Raw genomic sequence first — 22,225 nt, 5'->3', positions numbered from 1 at the left:
TCACGCTTTCAAAAGGTAGGAGTGGTTGCCAATCGAGCTGCTTTTGAATCGTTGTGGGCGTACGAAGTCCAGGTTCCCGACGGCTCGTTTGCCGAGGGCTTCCTGTGCCGCGATTTGGCCGTAGCCGGTGGCGTTTTTGAAGCCGCCTCCGGAGAAGCCGGTGGCAACGTAGATTCTGCTGCCTTCATTGAAGTGCCCGATCAGAGGCTGCCCATCGGAAGTGAAGAGGTCCGGGAAGGCGTCGGAGCGGACGATGGATGGGTGGAGTCCGGGGAAGAACTCGGTGACGGTTTCGGTGGTCTCGGTTATTTCCGCGGAGGTCAGTTCCCTGGGCACGGCGTCGGGGTTGGGTGTTGGCCTGCCGCGGCCGTCAAGGGTTGCCTTGACTGTGGCGCCGTCGACCGCGGGTGCGCCATACATGGAGCGGCCCTCCTGCACCCGGCTGAAGACGGGGAACTTTTCGGGTGAGAACTCTGCTGCGTCCTTTGCGACGAACCAGGTCAGGATGAGCCGTTTGGTTTGGGTTGCTCCTCTGAGATAGTCGGGCATCAACTGTTGGGACCAGCCGCCAGAGGAGACGATGACGTTGTCGAAGGTCCAAGTCTTCTCCCCGGAGGTGATGAGGACGCCGTCGGCGGTTTCTTCGATGCTGGTGATGGGGGTGTTGGTGTGGATGGTTGCGCCGTTCGCTTGGGCCGCGGTGATGGCGGCTGTGACGGCGCGGTCGGTGCGCAGGGCGCCGGCGTGCGGGTCAAAGACGGCGATGTCGCCCGGGCGGAGGTTGTGCTGGGGGTAGCGTTGGGCCATCTCTTCGCGGCTGAGGATTTCGTGGTCCGCGCCGTTGGTGTTGGTGGTTTCGAGCAGGGCGCTGAGGTAGGCGCCGTCTTGGGTGCCGATGGACAGTCCGCCGGTGCGGCTGAGGATGTCCTGGCCGGTTTCGGCTTCAAGTTCGGCCCAGAGATCGCGGGAGCGTTCCAGGATGGGGTAGAGATCGGGGTTGCCGCGGTAGATCATGCGGAAGAGCCGGGTGTCGCCGCCGACGGCGCTGCGCGCATGGGCGGGTACGTGGGCCTCGAATCCGGCGACGGAGTCAGTCAGGCGGGTGGCTTGCCAGAGGGCCATGGATCCGATGCTGCCCAGGCCGATGACGGCGAGTTTTCCGTCCATGGCTTAGAGGACCTGTTTCAGGAAGGCCTGGGTGCGGGGTTCCTGCGGGTTGGCGAGGACTTCGCGGGCGTCGCCGCGTTCGACGATGTAGCCGTCGTCCATGAAGATCAGCGAGTCGGCTACTTCGCGGGCGAAGCCCATTTCGTGGGTGACCACCACCATGGTCATGCCCTTCTTGGCGAGGTCTTTCATGACGGCGAGGACTTCGCCGACTTTTTCGGGGTCCAGGGCGGAGGTGGGTTCGTCGAAGAGGATGATTTCGGGGTCCATGGCCAGGGATCGGGCGATCGCGACGCGCTGCTGTTGTCCGCCGGAGAGCTGGGCGGGATAGTAGTCGCCGAAGTTGCCAAGCCCGACGCCGGCGAGCAGTTCGTGGGCTTGTTTGAGGGCTTGATTTTTGTCAGCGCCTTTGACCAGGACGGGTCCGGACATGATGTTTTCGTTCGCGGTCATGTTGGGGAAGAGGTTGAAGGACTGGAAGACCATGCCCACCCTGGTGCGCTGTTCGGCGAGTTTCTTCGGCGGCAGGGCGTGGTACGCGGTCTCGGTTTCGTAGTAGCCGAAGTCCTCGCCGTTGACTTTCAGGACTCCGGAGTCGACGGTTTCCAGGCCGTTAATGCAGCGCAGGATAGTGGATTTACCGGAGCCGCTGGGGCCGATGATGCAGCAAATCTCGCCGCTGGCGATCTCCAGGTTGATGTCTTTGAGGACTGTTTTGGGTCCGAAGGACTTTCGGATCTTGCGGGCAAGGATGGTTCCGTCGTTACTCATCGTGCAGCGCCTTCAGGGTCGGTCAGCACAACGGGTCTGGCTTTGCGGGGCAGCCGGGAGGTTGCGCGGGAGTATTTCTGTTCGAGCTTCGACTGGGGGTAGCTCAGCAGCAGGGTCATCACGAGGTACCAGAGGCTGGCCACGAGCAGCAGCGGGATGGTCTCGTAGGTGCGGGCGTAGATCAGCTGCGCGCTTTGAAGCAGTTCGGCAACGCCGAGCACGCTGACCAGGGAGGTGCCTTTGAACATGCCGATGACCTGGTTGCCGGTCGCCGGGATGATCGAGGGCATCGCCTGGGGAATGATGACCTTGCGCATCTTCATCGACCCGCTCATGCCCAGGGAGTCGGCGGCCTCGATCTGGCCCTTGCCGACCGAGGAGAACCCGCCTCGGACAATCTCGGCCATGTAGGCGCCCTCGTTCAGGGTCAGGCCGATCAGGGCTGCGGTGATAGGGGCCATTAGGGCGTTCACATCGATCGCGGTGCCGATGTCCGTGAACGGGATCCCGATGAACAGGTCCGGGTACAACGCAGCAACGTTGAACCAGAAGATCAGCTGCACCAGAACCGGGGTGCCACGAAAAATCGTGATGTAGACCCCGGCCGTAGCAGCGATCGGCTTGATGCTCGAGCCGCGCATGATCGCCAGGCCCAGGCCCAGCAGGGTTCCCAGGGCCATGCTGGCAAAGGTCAGGAAGAGTGTGAGCATCAGCCCGCGCAGGATGGATTCATGCGTGAAGTATTGGGCAACGACGCCCCATTTGAAGTTGGGGTTGGTCGAGACGGAGAACAGGATGCCGATGCCGATCAGGCTGCACAGCACCCAGGCAACGTACTCAAAAGTGCCGCGCCGCTTCAGCCGGGGCTTGAGCGCTGAATCCAGCCCGGCCACCGCCGTCCCACTTCCCTGCGGAATCGTTTTCACCATCGGATCACCCACTAGCGGATCGCGGCTTGAGTAATGGCCGATTCGCCCAGGCCCCAGTACTCCAGGGACTCCTTGTATTCCGGGGTTTCCAGCACCGACTGGATCGCTGCCTGCAGGGCCGGCGTCAGCGCAGAGCCCTTCTTCAGGCCCATCGCGACGTTGGTGTTCGTGCGGGTATCCATCCGCGGCTCCAGGATGGTGAAGTGGTCCGGCTGCTGCGCGTTGGCCCAAGCCAGGGCGCTGGCGTCGTAGAACACGCCGTCTATCCGCTTGGAGTCCAGCTGGGTCAGGGCTTCCTGGATGTTGGGCAGAGTGATGGCGTTGATGGCTGGCTGGCCCTTTTCCTCGCAGGTCCACTTCGAGACGTTTGGCAGGTGCTTGAGTTGCTGGGTGGAGCCCTTCGTCACGGCGATGTTCTTGCCGCAGAGCGTGTCGTTGGTCAGCTCTAACGGGTTGTCCTTGGCTACCGCGACGGCCGAGCCGCCCTTGAGGTAGTTGATCATGTCCATGACCTTCAGCCGCTCTTCCGTGGCGGACATCGTGGTGGCGGTGAAGTCATACCGGCCGCCGTCGATACCGGGAATGATCGTGTCGAACGCCGTGTTCTCAAACTTCAGCTTCAGCCCCAGCTTCTTCGCCACCAGTCGGGCGAGGTCAGGGTTCACTCCGATCGCGGTGCTGTTGTCCTCAGCGAGGAACGTCATCGGCGGGGAGCTCAGATCCATCGCCACGGTCAGTTCGCCCTTGGACTTGTAGGACTCGGGCAGCAAAGCCACCGCGGCCTCATCCGGCTGGACGCCCTCGGAAACGTCACGGGTATTCTGCGTCTTGGGAATATCCGTTGCCGAGGTGCCCGTAGCCGCGCCGCCACAGGCGCTCAGCGCCAACAGGACAGCAAGCCCCGCGGCCGCCGTTTGGATTTTATTCATCGTCTTCATGGTGCTTCCCTTCAAAGAGGTTCAGGTGAAAAGTTTTCTGTGGACGGACTATTCGTGCAGTCCGGCGAGCCTGCTGCCGAATTTGGCCAGGAGTGAGGTCTTGGTGGAGTCCCTGCGTTCTTCCCATTGGTCAGCAAGTCCAAAGAGCCGGTACATGCCGTGGACACCGAGCCAGCGGAGGGGCTCGGGTTCCCACTTCCGTGACCGGTAGCCGACCCAGGGGAGTGTTGTCCGTGCTGTTTTTTGTTCGAAGGCGAGCTCCGCGAGTGTCCTGCCGCCGACGTAGGCTGCCGTGACGCCGTGTCCCGCGTAGCCGGTGGACGATCCGATCCCGGATGCCTGGTCCCAGTGCACGCCGCCGTTCCAGTCACGGGTAACCCCGAGGACTCCGGACCAGGCGTGATCCACTTCGAAGGGGATACCGGGGAAGAAGGAGCGAAGCTTTGTAGAGATCAGGTCAATGGTGGACTGGGGCGTTGAACCGGTGCCCCCCGTGCCTGAGCCGTAGCGGTAGGGCGCTCCGCGGCCGCCGATAGCGATCCGGCCGTCCGCTGTTCGCTGCGAATAAATGAAAGTGTGCGCGGAGTCGTTAAGGCACTGCGGCCCGTTCCAGCCGATCTGCTGCCATGCCTCGTCGGACAGCGGCTTGGTCACGATCATCGAGGAATTGATGGGTACAAGCGTCCTGCTGCCAAGCAGCTGTCCAGAATAGCCTTCCGTACAGATGAACGCCTTTGCCGCGGAGACGCGTCCGTTGGCCAGGGTAAGGACCTTGCTGTCGATGCTGTCGACGCGGCTGCCTTCGTAGATGCTCACCCCCATGGAGGCCAGGGTGGCACCGAGGCCGTAGGCGAGTTTCGCCGGATGAATGCGGGCACAGTGTTTGTAGAACAGCCCGCCGTGGACGGTGGAGATGTTGATTTCGCTTTGGAATTCGTTCCGGTCGAGCAGATGGACATCGTCTTCGGTCAGGCCGTACTTCCAATCGGTGTCACGCCTGGTCACGAGCCGGCCCAGCCCCGCCTTGGTGTGGGCTGCGACCAACGCGCCGCCCTTGCGCTGGTCCGCATCGATGCCCTCGACCTGGAGAACGTCCAGGACGGCATCGACGCCGGCGACAAACTCCTGCTGCAGTGCGATGCTGGCGTCCAGCCCGCCTCCGGACGCGCGGGCGAAGGTGGCCCGGTTTCCAGGGGGCATTGCTGAAAGCCAGCCGCCGTTCCGTCCGGAGGCGCCGTAGCCAATCTGCTCTGCCTCAAATACCGCGACCTTGAGCGACGGTTCGAGTTTTTTGGCGAAGTACGCGGCCCACAGGCCTGTGTAACCGCCGCCGATAATCGCCAGGTCTACAGAGTCCTGACCGCTAAAGCGGGGGTACGTGGGCCTGCTGTCCGCGAGGCCGGCCATCCAGAAGCCGAGATCTCCATTTCGGGGTGTTGCCGCAAGGGCTGTCATAGTGTCCTTCTTTGTCTGGGAACCGCTGAGCTAATAGGACGGCGGGGCCACCACGCGGGAGCCTTGCCGGCATCCGATGTGTCACCGCCCACGTTGGTGCTTTAGGCGGCAGTGTATCCGCCGTCGACGGGCAGGACCGCGCCGGTGATGTAGGAAGATTCCGGGGACGCCATGAAGAGGATCGCATCGGCGATCTCTTCGGGGGTGGCCAGGCGCTGGAGCGGGATTTGGCCCTCGCGCTGGGCGCGGTAGGCCTCTGGGTCTTCCCTGCGCTGGAACGACGCTTCGATGATCGGGGTCGCTGTCAGCCCCGGTGCAACGACGTTGACGCGGATGTTGCGCGACGCCCATTCGATCGCGGCGCCTTTGGCGAGCATGATCAGGCCGCCCTTGGCTGCGGAGTACAGGACTTCATCGGGCTTGCCGACAATCCCCAGCCGTGAGCTGACAAGCACGAACGAGCCGCCGGCAGCGGGCATCAGCGGCGCGAAGTGCTTCAACACCAGGAAGGAGCTGAGCAGGTTGCTGTGCAGCACGTTCCTCGCGTCCTCGTAGGCCATCTCCGTCAGCGGGCCACTGACCTGCAGGCCGTGGTTAAGGACGACGACGTCCACGGTGCCGAAGGATTCGGCGGCCTGCCGGGCCAGGCTTTCGACGAACGCCTCGTCGTTGAGGTCTCCGGGGACGTAGAGGTCCTCCGGCTGGGCGCTGTCGAGTTGCTCCTTGCGGCCGGTGAGCAGCAGCCGGGCGCCTTCGTTCCGGAAGTGGGAACATACTGCCTGCCCGATTCCGCTGTTGGCCCCGGTGACCAGGGCCGTGGTCTTATCAAGTCTCATGTCAGTCACTCCATTGTGAGTATGTTGCTTGGGTTGCGGGCTGGGGACGGACGTCCCGTCCCGTGTGATTGGTCCGGGGGCGATCGGTCCGGATCGGTCAGTTGAGGAATCCGCGGGCGTCGACAGGCCATCGTTCCAGCCTTGTGCCCGTGCTGTCGGTGACGATGTACTCCTCGAAGTTCACGACGACCGGGCATACATGGTTGGGGACCACCGGGAGCACGGTCCCGACGCCCGGGCGGAAGTCCCCGTCAGTCAGGGGGAGGAATCCGTGGTATTCGTTGAGCTTGGACAGCACAGCGGTAGTGCCGGCGATGGCGCCGAAGCCGATCTCGGGGCTGCCTTCACGGCCGAGGGCTTTGGTGCCGATGTCGAGGATGACCTGATCGGGGACCCAGTCGCTGACCACCGTCCCGGCGACGAACAACGCGATCTGATCCTCGGTGCAGGCCCCGAGCCGGGTGTTGTTCAGGTCATTGAACACGTACTCGCCGGGCCGAATCTCGGTGATCACGCTGTTGGTGGCGAACTCCACGGTGGGTGTGGAACCTGCGCTGACCACCTCTGGAGTGATCCCCACTGCGCTGAGGCTGCGTACGGCGGTGGTGAGCGCGGCATCCTGGTCCTTCGCAGCACCCTTGCGGGCATTAGGACCGGCGCTGCCGTGACCCGGATAAGTGAAGACCCCCACCGGGACCAGGCCGCGCTTTCGTGCGGCCAGGGCGAGGTCCCCTGCGGCTTCGGGAGCAGCCCCGGAACGGCGGGCACCACAATCGACCTCAATGACAACCTGCAGCAGTCCGGCTTCGTCCCCCATCGCGTCGGCGAGGGCATTGATCGCCGCGACGTTGTCGACGCCGACCCGCAGCCGGGTGCTCTCGGCCAGCTTGCGGATCCGCGGCCCTTTCGTTCCGGCGGCCCAGATCGGGTAGGCGATGAAGATGTCGTTGAACCCGGACGCGGCGAAGACCTGGGCCTCACCCACGTTGCCCGCGGTGATTCCAACCGCCCCGGCCTTGACCTGGCGCCGGCCGATTTCCACGCACTTGTGCGTCTTGACGTGTGGGCGTACGTCCAGGTTGTTCCGGGCGGCGAAGGCCTGCATCCGGTCGATGTTCTCCTGCATCACGTCGGCCAGCACGATCGGCGCGGGGGTGTCGATCCGCTCGAGGAGAACATCCAGGGCTCGTTGAATGCGGTTCACGCTGTACTCCTTCTAATTCTGTCTATGAATGATCGAGGGCAGCGGTGCCGGCTTTCCCGGATGCAGAATGTGCGGAACCCGCATCAGCGGGTCCCGCACACCACCACCGCCCCAGCACTGCCGCCGTAGGACCGCCGCCGTGCCCCTGGCTAAACGGCCGTGCAGATCATCTGGATCTCGACCGGAGTGTTCAGCGGCAGCCCGGCGACACCGATCGCGGTCCGGGCGTGCCGCCCGTTCTCACCCAACACTTTGATGAGCAGTTCACTGGCAGCGTTGGCAACCTTTGACTGCAGACCGAAGTCCGGCCCGCTGGCCACGAAGACCAGCATCTGCACGGTCCGGACCCGGTCCAGGTCGCCCACGGCCTGCACGGCGGCGGCCAGGCAGTTCAACACGCAATGGCGCGCGAGCTCCTGCGCCGTCTCCAGGTCTACGTCCCGGCCCACGACGCCCTGGCCCAGCAGCACACCGTCCTTGTAAGGCAGCTGGCCTGCGATGTGGATGCTGGAGTCCACCGCCCGGTGGTCCACGTAGTACGCGTTGTCAGCGAGGTTGGGAAGCTCCAGACCAAGAGCCTGGAGCCGATCCACAGCCGAGTCGGCCTTGGTGACGCTCATCTTGTCTCTGGCCTCTGTCAGGAGCCAGCGGGACGCGGCAGGCCGAAGAGGACGGGGAGGTCGGCAATGTCGGTGATCCGCTCGTAGCCGAGCCAGTGTTCGTCGTGCTCGAAGCCCCGGTCGACATACACCTTGTTCTTGATGCCCATGATGGCCGCGGAGCGGTGGTCATACATCGGGCTCGCGGAGACGTGCACGATCTCATCCGGTGTCACGCCCAGCTTCTCGAACATGTACTCAAACGCACCGAGCCGCGGCTTGTAGGTGCCCATCTCCTCTGCGCTGATGACGACGTCGAATGGGGCCTTGAGGTTGGCCGAAAGGCGCGCAGCATCCGCGGTATCGCTGTTCGTGATGATGACCAGCGGGATTTCTTCAGCCAGCCGGTTCAGTGCCTCGGTGACGCCGGGGTACGGGCCCCAGGTGGGGACGATCTCGTAAACAGCCTGAGCATCGGCCTCGCGGTACTCAATGCCGAGCCTGCGCGAGGCGCGTTCCATGGAGTTGGCAACGATCTCGCGGAATGGCTTGTACTCGCCCATGCACTCGTCGATGCGGTACGCCTTGCAGGCCTGCAGGTAGTCTTCGGCGAGCTCGGCCGGCAGCCGGTCGCCCAGAACCTGACGCAGCGCGTCGCTGATAGCGAACTTGATCAGCGTTCCGTTCATGTCGAACGTCACGAACTTCGGTTTGGTTTCGAATTCGAATGCCATGTGATCCTCCAATTATTGCCGCTCGTCGATTGTCGACGAAGCGTTGAGACGTGCTGTCGATTGTCGACGATACTCTGCGCGCAGGTAGGTTGTCAACGAATCGTTGATTGTTGAAGACCGCGAACCTTCGCGATCTCAGGGTGGGCTGACAGATGTCCTTCCAGTTGCCCTTCGCGTCAAACTCGGGATTCCCCAAGAAGCCAATATTCAGGGGTGAAAGCTCGTCCAGGGCAAGATGGGCAGCGGCTTCTCCGATGGCTGGGCACATCTTGAATCCGTGTTCGGAGAATCCTGAAAGCACGATGACGTTATCCATGTTTCGATGCGAAGCGATCCGTTCGCAGCGTGTTGCTGGGCAGGTCTGGAGGGCACGTGTCCGTCCGCATGGGGTTGAGGTCAAGGCCGGGAGGCAGCGCGAAATCTTCTCCTGGAATGTGCCAGTTCTTGAGGCCGGACTACCCGCCCGACGGTGTCTGGGTCATTAACCTGAAGATGCTGTGAGTTTCCGGGACCTATTTTCATTGCCGTGTAGTCGGCCGGGAATGCTGTAGCAATACGCGCAGCTCAGTTCGCAGGAAAGGGCGAATTGCCCGGTCGAAATGCTGTTTCCTGCGGTCGGTTGTGTCGCCACTGTTAACTCGGGGCGCATGGAACCTCCATGGACATCGAGTCGCCAGATCGCCGTCCTGCATTTTGAACTGAGGATAGCGGGCGGCAAGTTGCTCAGCGTGAAATACCTCGTAGTCGATAGCTGTTTCTCGGGCGCTGTACCGAGGCGGTTCCCGTGCCGGCTGCGCTTTCGAATGGCCGGGGGTATAGGTTTCGGATCCTGTCGCAACCATGCCACGATGGCGGAGTCGCCAAAGAACCTTTGCGCCCATGGTCCCGACGCGGGTCACTGCCACTTCCATGTGAGCTGCCACGTCCACCGCTTGTCCCTCAAACACGGTCGTTTTCCCACACCCGCTTTACAGGAACAGTAGGGCAAGTTGCTAGACAGCCACGGCCTATTCTGTTGTCGTCCAATGCCTCGGGGCAGGCACATAGTTCTGTCCCAGCGTGGAAAGCTAGCGGCTTGTCGTGACTTCTCTTCCGATCTTCCGTGCGGTTCGGGAAAAAGACGTGAGTCCTGGCTTCGACCGCAAGAGGGAGTGCCTTCAGGTGGAGGGCACTGCCTCTTGCTGTGATCAATCCCGGGGTACCGGTTTGCTTTTAGCGGAGTGTTTTGAAGGCGCGATTCATTCCTTCGAGCAGGTGGTCGGCGTCGGTGCTGGAGAAGGGCATGGGAGGGCGGAGTTTGAGGACGTTGCCTTGGGCGCCGCAGGCCGAGATGAGGATCCGGTCTTCCCGGAGGGAGTTGACGATCCGGGCGGCGGCTTGCCCGTCGGGTGTGAGTGTGGTCCGGTCGGTGACGAGGTCGACGCCGATGAAGAAGCCACTTCCGCGGACTTCAGCGACCTGGTCCAGGCCTTGGGAGAGGTCTTTGAGTCCGGTGATGATTTTGTCGCCCACCTTGCGGGCGTTCTCTATCAGTGATTCCTCGCGGATCACGTCCAGGACGGCCTGGGCGGCGGCGATGGCTACGGAGTTTCCGCCGAAGGTGTTGAAGTAGCGGATGTTCTTCCCGAACTCGACCAGCAGTTCGGGTTTGAAGATGGCTGCAGCGACGGGTATGCCGTTACCCATCGGCTTGCCGATGGTCACGATGTCCGGAACGATTCCGTGGCGCTGGAAGCCCCACCATTCGGCTCCGGTACGGCCAAAGCCGGGCTGGACTTCATCAGCGATGTACAGCCCGCCGGCGGCGTGTACTTCCTCGATGATCGGGCGCAGGAACCCTGCCGGGCCGGCGAAAACACCGTCGGAGGAGAAGATGCTGTCGGCGATGAAGGCCGCCAGCCCGATGCCGTGCCGGTGGAGGTCGGCGATAGCTGCCCGCACCTGGTTGCGCAGGTGATCTTCCATGGAGCCTTGATCCGAGGAGTGCCGCAGGGCGTCGGGGGCGTCGATGACGCGCACGTTCGCACCCAGCGGAACTCCGATGCCCAGGGACGGCGAGAAGGACGAAACTTCCGCGGTCAGGCCGTGGTACGCGCCGGCAGTGACGATGATGCCCTGGCTTCCGGTGACGTATTTGGCCACGCGCATGGCGAGGTCATTGGCTTCGGATCCGGTGCAGGTGAACATGATATTGCCAAGCTCGGCCGGGAACGTGGACAGGAGTTGCTCAGAGTAATCGAGGATGGATTCCTGGACGTAGCGCGTGTTGGTGTTCAGAATCTGCATCTGTTCGTGGACAGCCGCGATAACCTTCGGGTGGGCGTGGCCCACCGAGGGGACGTTGTTGTAAACGTCCAGATACTCGTTTCCCTCCGGGTCAAACAACGTCACACCCTTGCCGCGGACGACTTCGATCGGGGTGTCATAGAAGAGCCGGTAACTTGGTCCCAGGCTCTGGTCCCGCCGTCGGATGCTCTTCTGCATCTGATCCGGGAGCTCATCGAGTCGGTTCGGATCAAAGCCATTGATCATGGCCTGGGAAGGCTTGCGGACGGTCTGGGGAGTGTTGCCCATGATTTTCTCCTTGAAGGCTAGCGAGTCTGGTTCAGGTGGATGTGATTGAGGGTGCGTTGTGGTTCAGAGTGGGTGCGGGCTGTGGGGTGGGGGCGGCTGCGGTTGCGGCCAGGCGGTCCCAGTCCGGTTTGGAGTGGGAGAGCAGATAATCGCGTCTTTGCGGCAAATGGCTTGCCCGCCACTGTGTGATCAGGGCGCGCAGAAGCAGGCGGGCCTGGGCTGAGATGAACAGGGCTTCCAGCTCCTGGTCGGGCAGCGGGCGGATGTTCAGATAGCCGTCCATGACGTGCAATGCGTGTTTCCAGGGGCTGGATGCATCTGTTCCCAGCAGGTTGGCCATGATGACACTGAGGTCGAAGATCACTGGAGTGCGCACGACGTCGCCAAAGTCGATGATCCCGGCCACGTAGTCCGGCCTCTCCGGGTCGATCAGGACATTGAAGGGACTGAAATCTCCGTGGACAACCTGGGCGGTCAGGGAACCCAGCAGCGGGACCACCTTCTGATCGAAGCGGTCGAAAATGTCTTCGGCCAGGGAGCGTTCGTGCTGCTCATCGACGTAGTCCAGCAGCGGCCGCATCCGGTGAAAGTGCTTCAGGTCCCACAGGAGCAACCGGTCCGCGCGGGCATGATCGAAATTCTGCAACGCAAGGCCTACACGGGCAAGGCTTGACCCGACCAGCTGCAGCTGGCCGGCCGAGGCGTCCTGGCCGGCCAGCAGATCCCCGGGCATATACCGCATCACCCGAAGTACCCGGTCAAACAGCCCTTCAGGGGACGGGAGAAGGACCTGCGGATCACCGGTCAGGCTCCTGACCATACGCTGGACCGGAAGCTCAGGGGCAGTAGCCTCCAAATGCTCCATGCAGGCGGTCTGAAGGTGCACGATCACCGGATCCTCATCCGGCGGTGAAACCTTCACAAGATAGGTTTCTTCACCATCCCTGAGCCGGAAAGTCTCATCCTTCTCGGTGGGAATGCGCACAAGCAGCCCCTTCAGGCCGTAGGCGCCTTCCAGCAGACCTAAAACAGTTGAGTGAGCAAGCTGGGACTGCCCTGCCAGGAGCCCGCTCTCAGCTGCCACCGCCTCAATAAATTCAGAGTCAGTACTGATTTTCATCTCCTAGGCTCCTGCCGCTGAAGGGGCTTCCATAATCTGCGTCAGTAGGCTGTCGCACTTGGGGTGCGGGTTGTTCTACTGTTCAACAGTTCTACACTTCCGAGTATGACACGGTGCTGCCGGAGCTCGCAAGACTGATTTACTCTCTACATCCCAGCCGCAATCTACGGCACATGATCAACTGGAATAACTGATTCCACCACCGCCGGCTGCTTGCTCTGCGATGGCTGCAGGGCGTTAGGACCCGTCGTTACCGCGGCCAGCGTGCACCAGCCATTTGACACCACCCCACCGATCGGCGTCGAAGTCCACGAAAACGCGTCGGCCAAAGCCTTGAAGATGGCTGCTAGGTTGCTTAGCTGGCTCCGTGTCGTTCTGCTACGATCTGCCGGATTGATTCACGATATTGGATGATGGTATCTGACACGATTTTTTCCGCCAGGACAGGATCGCGGGAGTCAAGCGCGTCAACTATGGCCTGGTGCTCGGTTTCGAGTGTGTCCGGATCTTCGTACTCGTGATGCTCGATGGAAAGCACGAACATGAAGTACCTCAGTTCGGTCACCAGTTGCTGATAGAAGGACCTCAACTTCTGGCTGCCGAGAAGGCCGATGATAGCGCTGTGCACGGCGAGGTCCTTCTCGACGATCTGGAATGGATCTCCACTCTTCAAGACTTCCCGGAACTCCTCCATGGCTGCGTGGACCTCATCCATGGAGGTGTTTTCGGAGATGCTCCGCGCGGCCGTAGTCTCCAAGTGGTAACGCGCGTTGTAAGCGTCCATGATCTCGGCATCGGTGGGATCCCAAACGACCGCCCCCTGATTCGCTCGGTGGCGGATGAGGCCTCCCGCTTGAACAATGCGCACGGCTTCGCGGATGGTGTTCCTGGAAAGTCCCAGGTCGTCGGCGATGACACTTTCCCTGACACGTTCACCGGGCTTGAGACCACCGCTGAGGATCATGGCTGTGAGACCATCCGCGACCTGTTGCACCGTAGATGAATGGACTATCTTTATCTGCTCAACCATCCCTTTAGCGTAAGGGCTATTGAACTGTAGACCTGTGGACCAACGAGTTAAATGGTGGACTCTTCATTTGCTCTTCCCGAAGCTGCACTTTGCGTATTTGGCGGCCAGGATGGTCAGCGGAAGCGGGCGCACCCGGTCCGAACATCCGTCACTACGCATCCTTGAGGCCGGCGCCAACATCTGGCGACGGTCTCAACGATGGTGTGATCGCTAAACAGTGGCGCGTCGCGCCATGTTGTAGAAGCGGATGTTCTCATATTCCTCGAGGCCTTCGGCGCTTCCTTCGCGTCCGAGGCCCGACTGCTTGATGCCGCCGAACGGGGCGCCGGCGTTGGACGGTACGCCTTGGTTGATGCCCACGATTCCGGTCTCGAGGCGATCGGCGACGTTAAGGGCGCGGTCGAGGTTTTCGGTGAACACGTAGCCGGCGAGGCCGAATTCTGTAGCATTGGCCCGCGTGACGGCTTCGTCTTCTGAGCTGAACCGCTGGATGGCGGCGATGGGGCCGAAGATCTCGGACTGGGCCACGTCGGAGTCTTCGGTGACGTGGTCCAGGACGGTGGGGGCGAAGAAGTTGCCTGCCGAGTCGTATCCGTGACCGCCGGTGAGCAGGGTGGCGCCCAGGCTCACCGCGTTATCGGTGTAGGCCTGCATCTGGGCTACCGCGCGGTCATCGATCAGTGCACCAAGCCCGGTCTGCTGTCCGAGGCCGCTTCCGACCGCGACCCGGGCAAAGCGTTCGGTGAGCGCCGCGACGAAGTCATCGGCTATTCCGTCCTGGACGTAGATACGGTTGGCGCCAATGCAGGACTGCCCGCCGTTGCGCAGCTTCGCGGCGAAGGTTCCCTCCACCGCGCGCTGAAGATCAGCGTCGTTGAAGACGATCAGCGGTGCGTTGCCGCCGAGTTCCATGGAGCTGCGGAGCACGTTCTGGGAGGCCAGCTTCAGGAGCTGTCGGCCGACGGGGGTCGACCCGGTGAACGATACCTTCCGGACCCTGGGGTCGAGCAGGACGGCTTCGCTGAAGGCCCCTGACTTGGAGGTGGTGATGACCTGGATCAGCTCTTCGGGCACGCCGGCTTCGATGGCGAGCTGGACGGCAAAATACGTCGTCAGGGGAGTGAGGGTCGCCGGCTTGATCACGACGGGGCATCCGGCCGCCAGCGCCGGTGCGATCTTCCGGGTGGCCATGGCCAGCGGGAAGTTCCAGGGCGTGATCAGTACCGCCAGGCCAACGGGGGAGCGGCGGGTCAGCAGGCTCGCGCCGCCGTCCGGGGTGTCCCGGAAGTTTCCTGCGGGCCGCACGGCCTCCTCTGCGTACCAGCGGACGAAGTCGGTGCCGTACTTGACCTCGCCGCGGGCCTCGGCCAGGGGCTTGCCCATTTCGCGCGAGATCAGGTGTGCGAGGTCTTCGGTGTGGGCGACGAGCTTGCCATACCAAGCGTGCAGCACGTCCGCGCGCTGACGAAGGGTGGTGTTCGCCCAGTCGGCTCCGGCCGCGTCGGCCTTCGCAACAGCTTCCAGTGCAGCCTCGACATCATTGTCAGGGACATGGGCTATAGTCTCGGCGGTGGCAGGGTCCTGTACGGCGATGCCCTGGCTGGGCAGTCCGATGGATTGGATGACTTCATCCGCGTGCCGGAGGCTGCCGGCGTCCGCAGTAATCAGCGGTGTAGCGACGTTTGTTGTGAGGCTCATCGGTTCTCTCTTTCGGTAGTGGCTGGCTCGCTGGCCGTGACAAATAGCTTGAGTCCAGGTAGCTGATGCTGGAGGCCAGCCTGCATGGTGATGCCGCGGAGGGGCTGGGCGATCTAGCCCAACTCGAACGTGGGACCCAAACTCTGGGAGGATGAGCTGCCGGCCCGGGCACCGTCGTCGTCTGCGTGCCAGCTAGAGCGACGGCACAAAGTCAATGTAGCTACCCAAACCGGTAAATAAAAGCGAATCTTTTTGACACTTATATGTAAGGGCTGTTTACAGGTCCGAGTTCTGCTGGAAGGCATGGAGTATGGCCTCCCGTACTGCCACCAGAGCCGCGCTGTGCTCTGAGCCGGCCCGCACCAGAAACTGGATGCTTCGATGCTGGTCGGCGGGAAGCCAGGAACTCGGGATCACGTCACTGCCCGCCTCCCGCACCACCATGTCAGGCAGGAATGCGGCCGCAAGCCCATGTTCGACCATCCTGAGGTGGAAGAGGACGTCGGATGATACGTGTGCAATGACAGGCTCGATTCCCCGCTCCCGGCATACTCGCAAGGCCCACTGCGTGGACGCCGCGCTCAGGGGCTCCACAACCCAGCGCGCGCTGCGGAGCTGATCGAAGTCCTCAAAGGCCACGCCATGAGGCAGATACCCCCGAATGGGGTCCTGACCAATCACAGTCGTGTGGATGCCGCCGTCGGGAGCCCCTTGCGTGCCGGGAAAAGCGTCCGTCACCACGGCATCAACGTGCCGTGACATGAGCTGCAAAACAGCGGTTTCCGGTTCCTCGCGACGTAGACGCACGTCCAGTCCTGGAAACTTTCGGGCCAGCTGAGCCATAGCGGTAGGCATAACGCTGCGACTGATGGTTGCGAACGCAGCGACTGTCACTGTGCCTTGGGCCCGCTGATGTGAGGACGCCAAATCCGACTCCGCACGCTCAATGGCGGCCAGGATCGCTTCGGTGTTCCGCACCAGCTCCTCGCCGGCCGGCGTGAGTTTGACGTTCCGCCCGACCTTCTCCAGCAGGATCACTCCAGTTTCCTTCTCCAGGACCCCCAGCTGCTGGGAAATAGCGGAATGGCTGTACGCGAGTTCACGCGCTGCTGCGCTCATGCTGCCGTGCAGTTTGACTTCCCTCAGCAGCGTGAGGCGGTGAACATCCAGCATTCGCTCTTCTTGTCCTTGGAACTGCCTGGGCAAAGTCAAGTGGTGGGAGCAACGCGTGGTGGTTATGCCGCTTGCAGCAGCTGGTTCAGCCGGTTGGCTGGGGTATCGAGGTTCAGGGTGGGTCGGGGCCGGCGGTTGAGCTTTGCTGCGATCCGGTTGAGGTCTTCGGGGGTGTGGACTGAGAGGTCGGAGCCTTTCTCGAACCAGAAGCGCAGGAGCCGGTTGGTGTTCTCGTTGGTGCCCCGCTGCCAGGGTGAGTGCGGGTCGCAGAAGTAAAGGGTGGTCTCGAGGGCGGTCTGGATCTTTGCGTAGCCGGCCAGTTCTGTCCCGCGGTCCCAGGTGATGGAGCGGCGCAGGTGGTCCGGGAGTTGGGCCATCTCCCGGATCATCGCCGCGGCGACGGTTTCTGCGGTGTGGTCCCCGGGCAGGTGCAGCAGGATGGTGAACCGGGTCGAGCGTTCGACGAGGGTGCCGATCGCGGTCCCGTCCGAGCCGATGATCAGGTCCCCTTCCCAATGTCCGGGGATGGCCCGGTCCTGGACCTCTGCGGGGCGTTCGCTGATTTTGAACGCCTCTTTGTAGGGGCTGCTCTTGCGCCGGTCGGCGGTGTGAGGGACGCGTTCTTTACGTTTGAGGCTGAGGTTCTCGGACAGGTCCGCCCGCAGTTTCCCGCGGGTCTGGACGTACAGTGCCTGGTAGATGGTCTCGTGGCTCACCTGCATAGTCTTGTCATCGGCGAAGTAGAACGCCAGCATCGAGGCGATCAGCTTCGGGCTCCACCCGTCGTCCATCCATACCGCGATCAGCCGGCACAGATCCTCGTCCTCGACGAGCTTGAAGGGCTTGGGCCGGCGCCGTGCCTGATGCGCCTTCGCGTGCGCGACCAAGGCGTTGTACCTGCCTTCGCCGTCGCAGTTACGCTTCACCTCCCGCCAGACCACTGATTTGTCCCGGCCGATCGCTTCACCGATCTCCCGGTAACTCATCCCGGTCAGCCGGCCCATCTGGATCATCCCCCTCTCGGCTTCGCTCAACGCCCGCCCGCAAGGTCCACCAGAGGACGGGACAGGATCGGCCAGACCACCAACAACAGAGATATTCAGCGTCATCTGACCAGATTCGCCCCACCACTTCTTCGCGGTCCCGCGCGAGGCCCCGACACGCCGGGCAGCAGCACTGACCGACATGCCCGAGCACACCAGGTCGAGAAAATCATCACGAACATGAGCAGCGAACAACTTCGGCATCAAACGCTCCTTCAATCAGAGCGTTGCAACCACCATATGAATCTGCCCTGCTTCGTACTGCCTGATGTGGTCATGAACGCGGTCCGACAGGTCCCGCAATGTCCTAGGGGACAGTGTTCCGCGGATCAAGGAGTTCGGCAAGGTGAAGGCTCTTGCGCTCCGGTTCCAGTTGCTTGACCTGCATCGCGCAGCTGAAGCCGTCAGCGAGGACCGGGGTGTCCTGGGCGGTTTTGGCGAGGGCAGGAACCAGCGCCTGTTCCGCCACCTTCATGGAGATGTCGTAATGGTTGGCTTCGAAGCCGAAGTTCCCGGCGACCCCGCAGCAGCCGGTCGCCTCGGTGACATTGGCGACGCCGAGGGCGGCGAGTGCCTTGCGCTGTACGGTGGCCCCGAAGGTTGAGTACTCGTGGCAGTGCGTCTGCACAGTCACGTCCGTGGGTACGACCGGTGGCGTCCACCCTGCGTCGACCCATTCCTTCACGGCTTCGGCGAAGCTGCGGATCCGGTGGGATACGCGTTCGGCGGCCTCGGTGCCGAGCAGTTCCGGTGCATCCTTCTTCAAGGCGGCGGCGCAGCTCGGTTCGATAACGACGATCGGTGCGTCGCTGCCGTCGTCGAGCTTCGCGACGGCCTTACCCATGAGCTTCTTTGCGGTGTCGAGTTGACCCGTGGAGATCCAGGTCAGCCCGCAGCAGACGTCGGATTCGCAGCCGACCTGCCTTCCCGTGCTTTCCATGACCCGCGCAGCAGCCCCGGCCACTTCAGGCCTGAAACCCTTGGTGAACGAATCAACGAACAGCACGGCGTCGGCCGCCTTCGTCGGTGTGCTGTAGGGGGCAAGGGTGCCACGAAGCATCTTCCGGGAAGCAAACTTCGGCATCTTCCGCTCGGTGGTGAGGCCACCGGCAGCAGCCACGAGGTTGCCGAGCGGGCTGGCCAGTACAAGGTTCACCAGCGGGCTGATCAGCGTGGTGATTTTGAGCCACCGTGGCAACCAGCCAAGGGAGAAGTGCGACATGGGCCGCAATTTCCCCTCGAAGTAGTGCGAGAAGAACTCCGATTTGTAGCTGGCCATGTCGACGCCTGCAGGACAGTCGTTCGAGCAGGCCTTGCACGCCAGGCACAGATCCAATGCCTCGCGGACATCCTCGGACTTCCAGCCTTCGTCGACGGTCCGGGCACCCCGGACCATGTCCTGGAGCACCCTGGAGCGTCCACGAGTTGAGTCTTTCTCGTCCCCTGTGGCGCGGAAGCTGGGGCACATCACCCCACCGGAGTCTGAACGGCATCTCCCGACGCCGATGCACGCCTGGACGGCATGGACCCAGGGGTCGGCTCCGGCCGCGGCTGCCTCGACGGGCCGGAGCTCGAAGTGTGTCCTCCACTCACGCTCGGGAACACCGTCGAGGGCCAGGTTGGCATCAAACGGATCGGCATCGGTGATCGAACCCGGATTCAGGATCCCAGCCTCATCCCACAGCCTGCGGTATTCCTCGAACGCGGCGAGCATGGCGGGGGAGTACATCTGCGAAAGCAGCGCTGAGCGGGCACGTCCGTCGCCGTGTTCGCCAGAGAGGGAGCCTCCATGGCGGACAACAAGTTCGGCGGCGGCCTGCGTGAACTTGCGGAACACGTTGCGGCCTTCTTCTGTGCGCAGATCGTACGTGATGCGGATGTGCATACATCCCGCACCAAAGTGTCCGTACATGATCCCCGTGAGCTCATACTCGTCCAGGAGCGTCCGGAACTCGGCCAGGTAGGCTGCCAGGTTTTCCGGGGCAACGGCGGAGTCCTCCCAGCCGGCCAGGGACTCGCCGCCACTGGCGGGCCTTGATGACAGGCCTGCGCCGTCCTCCCGCACGCGCCACAACATAGCGCGTTCGGTAGTATCCGGAACGGCGCACCCGTCCACCAGGCGGCCGTTCCCCGCCAGTCTCTCCAGCAGCAGGGCTGCCTGGCGGGCCACTTCGGCCGGGTCGTCACCGTCGAGATCCACGTACAGGAACGCCCTGCCCCGGGGAAGCCCCAGGACGGAATCGTCTCCGCGGCGCAGCCGCATGGTGTCCACGATGGCCTCATCGATGCCCTCGACTGCTGCCGGTGAAAACTCAAGTATGGTTTTGATGTCCTTGGCGGCATCGACGACGTCGGCGTAGCCGAGGCAGACCAGCAGTGCGCTGGATGGCTTGGGGACAAGTTTCATGCGGGCGCGGACGACGACGGCGCAGGTTCCTTCGGTGCCAACCAGCGCCCTGGCAATATTCAGGCCGTTCTCCGGCAGCAGGTTGGCAAGGTGGTAGCCGGAAACCTGGCGCTGGATGCGGCCCAGTTCACGACGGAAAGCAGCCAAGTTGTCCTGGGCGAGCTTTTTGAAGTCCTCGCCCAATTCGAACGCGCGGGAAACGGAGAAAGCATCGGACGGATTGGTGGCCCTGATGCCTTTGTCCGATGCGGTAAGGAGGGCTCCATCGGTGGTGACGACGTCGATTTCGTGGACGTGGTCGGAGGTTCGTCCATAGCGGACCGAGTGGTTGCCGCAGGCGTCATTGCCGATGGCGCCGCCGATGGTGGCACGGTTCTTTGAGGACGGGTCGGGGGCGAACGTGAGGCTTCCGCCAGTTGCCTGTTCGGTTTCGCGGGTGAGCCGGGCCAGCACAACTCCTGCTTCGACGTCTGCCGTTCCTGCCATCTCGTCGATGGTGATGATCCGGTTCATGTGCCGCGAGAAGTCCAGCACGATGCCGGGGCCGATGGCGTTGCCAGCCATGGACGTCCCTCCGCCGCGGCTTATCAGGGCGGCATTGGTTTCCCGGCACGCTGCCATGACGGCGACGACGTCCTCGACGCTGCGCGGGAAGACCACACCAAGGGGCGGAATCCGGTAATTGGACGCATCGTAGGAGTATGCTGCCAGCCGGTGACCTGTGGCTTCCACGGGCACACCCACGACCTGAAGCTTTTCCAGGATTGGTGCACGTTCCGGGGCGATGAGCTTTGAATGCATGGTGTGCTTTCCACTGGGGTTTTCATGGAACGGTCTGGTTGAAAATCGAGAGCCATTTCTGGGGAGCGCGTGCGGAAGACCGCTTATGGCCGGGAGCCGGCGGCTGTGCCGATTAGTGCTCCCGGGCGGGTTCTTCCGCCATTCTGGTTCTCAGGAATGCCTCGGCGTCGTTCAAATGGGCCGCCCACAGCTGCAATGCTTCGTCGGGCTTGCCCGCGATCAGGGCATCCAGGAGCCTGGTGTGTTCATCGTGCAGCGGGGATACCCGGACATACCGGGGATGAAGGAGTGCCATCAGCAGGCGGATCTCCGTGGAAATCGTCTGGAAGAGCCTGCTGAGCCGCGGTGAGTCAGCAGCTGCTACGACTGCCGTATGAAAGGCCATGTCAGCTTGTGCCGCCGTTGCCCAATCCTGGTCGTCCCTGACTTCCGTAAACCTCACCAAGGATGCCCTGATCTGCTCCGTATTGGCGCCCTGGCAGACTGAGCGGACCGCCTCAAATTCGATAAGCCGGCGCACGCGGAAGATATCGGCGACGTCCTGGGTGGAGAAACGGCGGACCCTTGCGCTTCGTCCCGTTTCACGCTCCAGGAACCCGTCCGCGATGAGTCCCTGCACAGCAACGCGGGCAGTTGGCCTCGCCACGCCCAACTTTTCTGCCACGTGGCTGTCTTTCACCTGTGCTCCCGCTGGGTACTCTCCGGCCAGGAGGCTGCGTTCAAGCCGGGTACGGACAGCGTCGGCAACTGTTAGAGCTTCATTGATGGTCACCGCGAAACTGTATAACAGGTATACAGTTTGCACCGGTCGTGGCGAAACCCGGAGTAACTCCCTGGCCAAGCAAAAGACAAGGAAGCCTGGTTATTCAGCCGCAGCTTCGGAAACCATGCCCTGCATGGTCCGCCAGCAGTGGGATGGGAAGGTGGCCGAGTCATCTCTAAGGGAAACTGGGGGGTATCCCGATGGGCTATCGTCAATTGTTGACAATTGATAGGATGCTGCAGTGTCCTTCAATGAGACAGGACACATACGTACAGGGCGCAGCCCAAGAAGGAGTAACTATGGTCAAGGCGACCGTCATGAGCGATGCAACAACCGCAAGTCCGGGGAGCACAACCTCAAGGAAACCGCGATCCAGCCCGGGCAAACCGAAGCGTCCTTCCGTCTTTGGAACAGAGACGGCCTGAAGACCGGCATCTGGGAAGTAACTCCCGGAGAGTTCAAAAGCACCCGTCCCGGCTACGACGAGATCTGCCAGATCCTGAGCGGGCGCGGAACCATAACTGAGCCGGACGGCAACAGCTTCGATGTCGGACCCGGTACCCTGTTTGTGACCCCCGCGGGCTGGGAAGGTCACTGGACCATCCACGAAACACTCCGAAAGATGTGGGTCGTGGCGGATGTTCCCGCCACGACTGAGTAATCCGAAAAACAGCAAGTCGAAACCCACGGGCACCGTGCCAAGGACTGCGCAGAACTGCCCCCGGAAGTTGGACTGAGAATTCAATTCCGACTTCTGGGGAGCAGTTTTTGCATGCCGTTCGCTACGAGAATTTGTTCGGACACCTCATGGAAGAACTGTTCACCCCATCAAATCCCCGGAACGGGCGGATTCCAACAAAGTGCAAAGACCAGACCCCGGTGCAATATCCTGCTACGGCCCCCCGCCCTGCGCGCAGCTGACCGGGCGATGCATGACAGGTTGGTGCCGGCCGCTTTCCAGAACTGGCTGCGGAGTGCGACGT

At 62.4% G+C, this 22,225-nt stretch carries 18 protein-coding genes; 1 reads left to right on the top strand and 17 read right to left on the bottom strand.

From position 1 onward, the window contains the following. From solA to QF038_RS11110, 17 genes are all read right to left on the bottom strand, one after another. Positions 1-1,167: an N-methyl-L-tryptophan oxidase gene (gene solA / locus QF038_RS11190; RefSeq protein WP_307610209.1), complete on the bottom strand. Its 1,167-nt coding sequence runs from the start codon at positions 1,165-1,167 to the stop codon at positions 1-3. Positions 1,168-1,170: 3 nt separating this feature from the next. Further along, positions 1,171-1,938, bottom strand: coding sequence for an amino acid ABC transporter ATP-binding protein (locus QF038_RS11185; RefSeq protein ID WP_307610208.1), 768 nt, complete (start codon positions 1,936-1,938; stop codon positions 1,171-1,173). Then, on the bottom strand, positions 1,935-2,867 hold the full coding sequence (locus tag QF038_RS11180; protein WP_307610207.1) for an amino acid ABC transporter permease: 933 nt from the start codon (positions 2,865-2,867) through the stop codon (positions 1,935-1,937). Before QF038_RS11180 ends, QF038_RS11185 begins: the two co-directional genes overlap by 4 nt. An 11-nt stretch (positions 2,868-2,878) precedes the next feature. Then, positions 2,879-3,805, bottom strand: a complete 927-nt coding sequence (locus tag QF038_RS11175) for an ABC transporter substrate-binding protein (protein ID WP_307610206.1) — start codon at positions 3,803-3,805, stop codon at positions 2,879-2,881. Positions 3,806-3,853: 48 nt separating this feature from the next. Then, positions 3,854-5,260 (bottom strand): FAD-binding oxidoreductase, encoded by a 1,407-nt coding sequence (locus QF038_RS11170; protein WP_307610205.1) that lies wholly within the window; start codon positions 5,258-5,260, stop codon positions 3,854-3,856. A 101-nt stretch (positions 5,261-5,361) separates the two neighbouring features. Continuing rightward, positions 5,362-6,096, bottom strand: a complete 735-nt coding sequence (locus tag QF038_RS11165; RefSeq protein WP_307610204.1) for an SDR family NAD(P)-dependent oxidoreductase — start codon at positions 6,094-6,096, stop codon at positions 5,362-5,364. 97 nt (positions 6,097-6,193) lie between these two features. Beyond that, a complete protein-coding gene (locus tag QF038_RS11160; protein WP_307610203.1) occupies positions 6,194-7,300 on the bottom strand; it encodes an alanine racemase in 1,107 nt (368 codons plus the stop codon). A gap of 149 nt (positions 7,301-7,449) precedes the next feature. After that, complete coding sequence (locus QF038_RS11155) at positions 7,450-7,920, bottom strand: RidA family protein (protein WP_307610202.1); 471 nt, start codon at positions 7,918-7,920, stop codon at positions 7,450-7,452. A gap of 17 nt (positions 7,921-7,937) precedes the next feature. After that, the gene (locus QF038_RS11150) at positions 7,938-8,633 is read right to left on the bottom strand and encodes a haloacid dehalogenase type II (protein WP_307610201.1); all 696 of its coding nucleotides are present in this window, start codon (positions 8,631-8,633) and stop codon (positions 7,938-7,940) included. Between the two features lie 1,212 nt (positions 8,634-9,845). Continuing rightward, on the bottom strand, positions 9,846-11,207 hold the full coding sequence (locus tag QF038_RS11145) for an aspartate aminotransferase family protein (protein WP_307610200.1): 1,362 nt from the start codon (positions 11,205-11,207) through the stop codon (positions 9,846-9,848). Positions 11,208-11,238: 31 nt separating this feature from the next. Continuing rightward, positions 11,239-12,327 (bottom strand): phosphotransferase, encoded by a 1,089-nt coding sequence (locus QF038_RS11140; RefSeq protein WP_307610199.1) that lies wholly within the window; start codon positions 12,325-12,327, stop codon positions 11,239-11,241. Positions 12,328-12,682: 355 nt separating this feature from the next. Continuing rightward, complete coding sequence (locus QF038_RS11135; protein WP_307610198.1) at positions 12,683-13,357, bottom strand: GntR family transcriptional regulator; 675 nt, start codon at positions 13,355-13,357, stop codon at positions 12,683-12,685. 210 nt (positions 13,358-13,567) lie between these two features. After that, on the bottom strand, positions 13,568-15,055 hold the full coding sequence (locus tag QF038_RS11130) for an NAD-dependent succinate-semialdehyde dehydrogenase (protein ID WP_307610197.1): 1,488 nt from the start codon (positions 15,053-15,055) through the stop codon (positions 13,568-13,570). A 276-nt stretch (positions 15,056-15,331) separates the two neighbouring features. Further along, positions 15,332-16,228, bottom strand: a complete 897-nt coding sequence (locus tag QF038_RS11125) for a LysR family transcriptional regulator (RefSeq protein WP_307610196.1) — start codon at positions 16,226-16,228, stop codon at positions 15,332-15,334. 62 nt (positions 16,229-16,290) lie between these two features. Further along, a complete protein-coding gene (locus tag QF038_RS11120) occupies positions 16,291-17,475 on the bottom strand; it encodes an IS30 family transposase (protein ID WP_307610195.1) in 1,185 nt (394 codons plus the stop codon). 103 nt (positions 17,476-17,578) lie between these two features. Then, complete coding sequence (locus QF038_RS11115) at positions 17,579-20,479, bottom strand: FAD-binding and (Fe-S)-binding domain-containing protein (protein WP_307610194.1); 2,901 nt, start codon at positions 20,477-20,479, stop codon at positions 17,579-17,581. A gap of 112 nt (positions 20,480-20,591) precedes the next feature. Further along, positions 20,592-21,251: a GntR family transcriptional regulator gene (locus QF038_RS11110; protein ID WP_307610193.1), complete on the bottom strand. Its 660-nt coding sequence runs from the start codon at positions 21,249-21,251 to the stop codon at positions 20,592-20,594. 232 nt (positions 21,252-21,483) lie between these two features. On the opposite strand from QF038_RS11110, the gene QF038_RS11105 reads away from it, so the two are divergent. Next, positions 21,484-21,903 carry a cupin domain-containing protein gene (locus QF038_RS11105; RefSeq protein WP_307610192.1) on the top strand — a complete coding sequence of 140 codons (420 nt, stop codon included), beginning with the start codon at positions 21,484-21,486 and terminating at the stop codon, positions 21,901-21,903. Positions 21,904-22,225 lie beyond the last annotated feature (322 nt).

The organism is Pseudarthrobacter sp. W1I19 (assembly GCF_030817835.1).
Taxonomy (GTDB): domain Bacteria; phylum Actinomycetota; class Actinomycetes; order Actinomycetales; family Micrococcaceae; genus Arthrobacter.
Note: the sequence above shows the minus strand (reverse complement) of the source record. Positions and strands in the feature narration are given on the sequence as shown.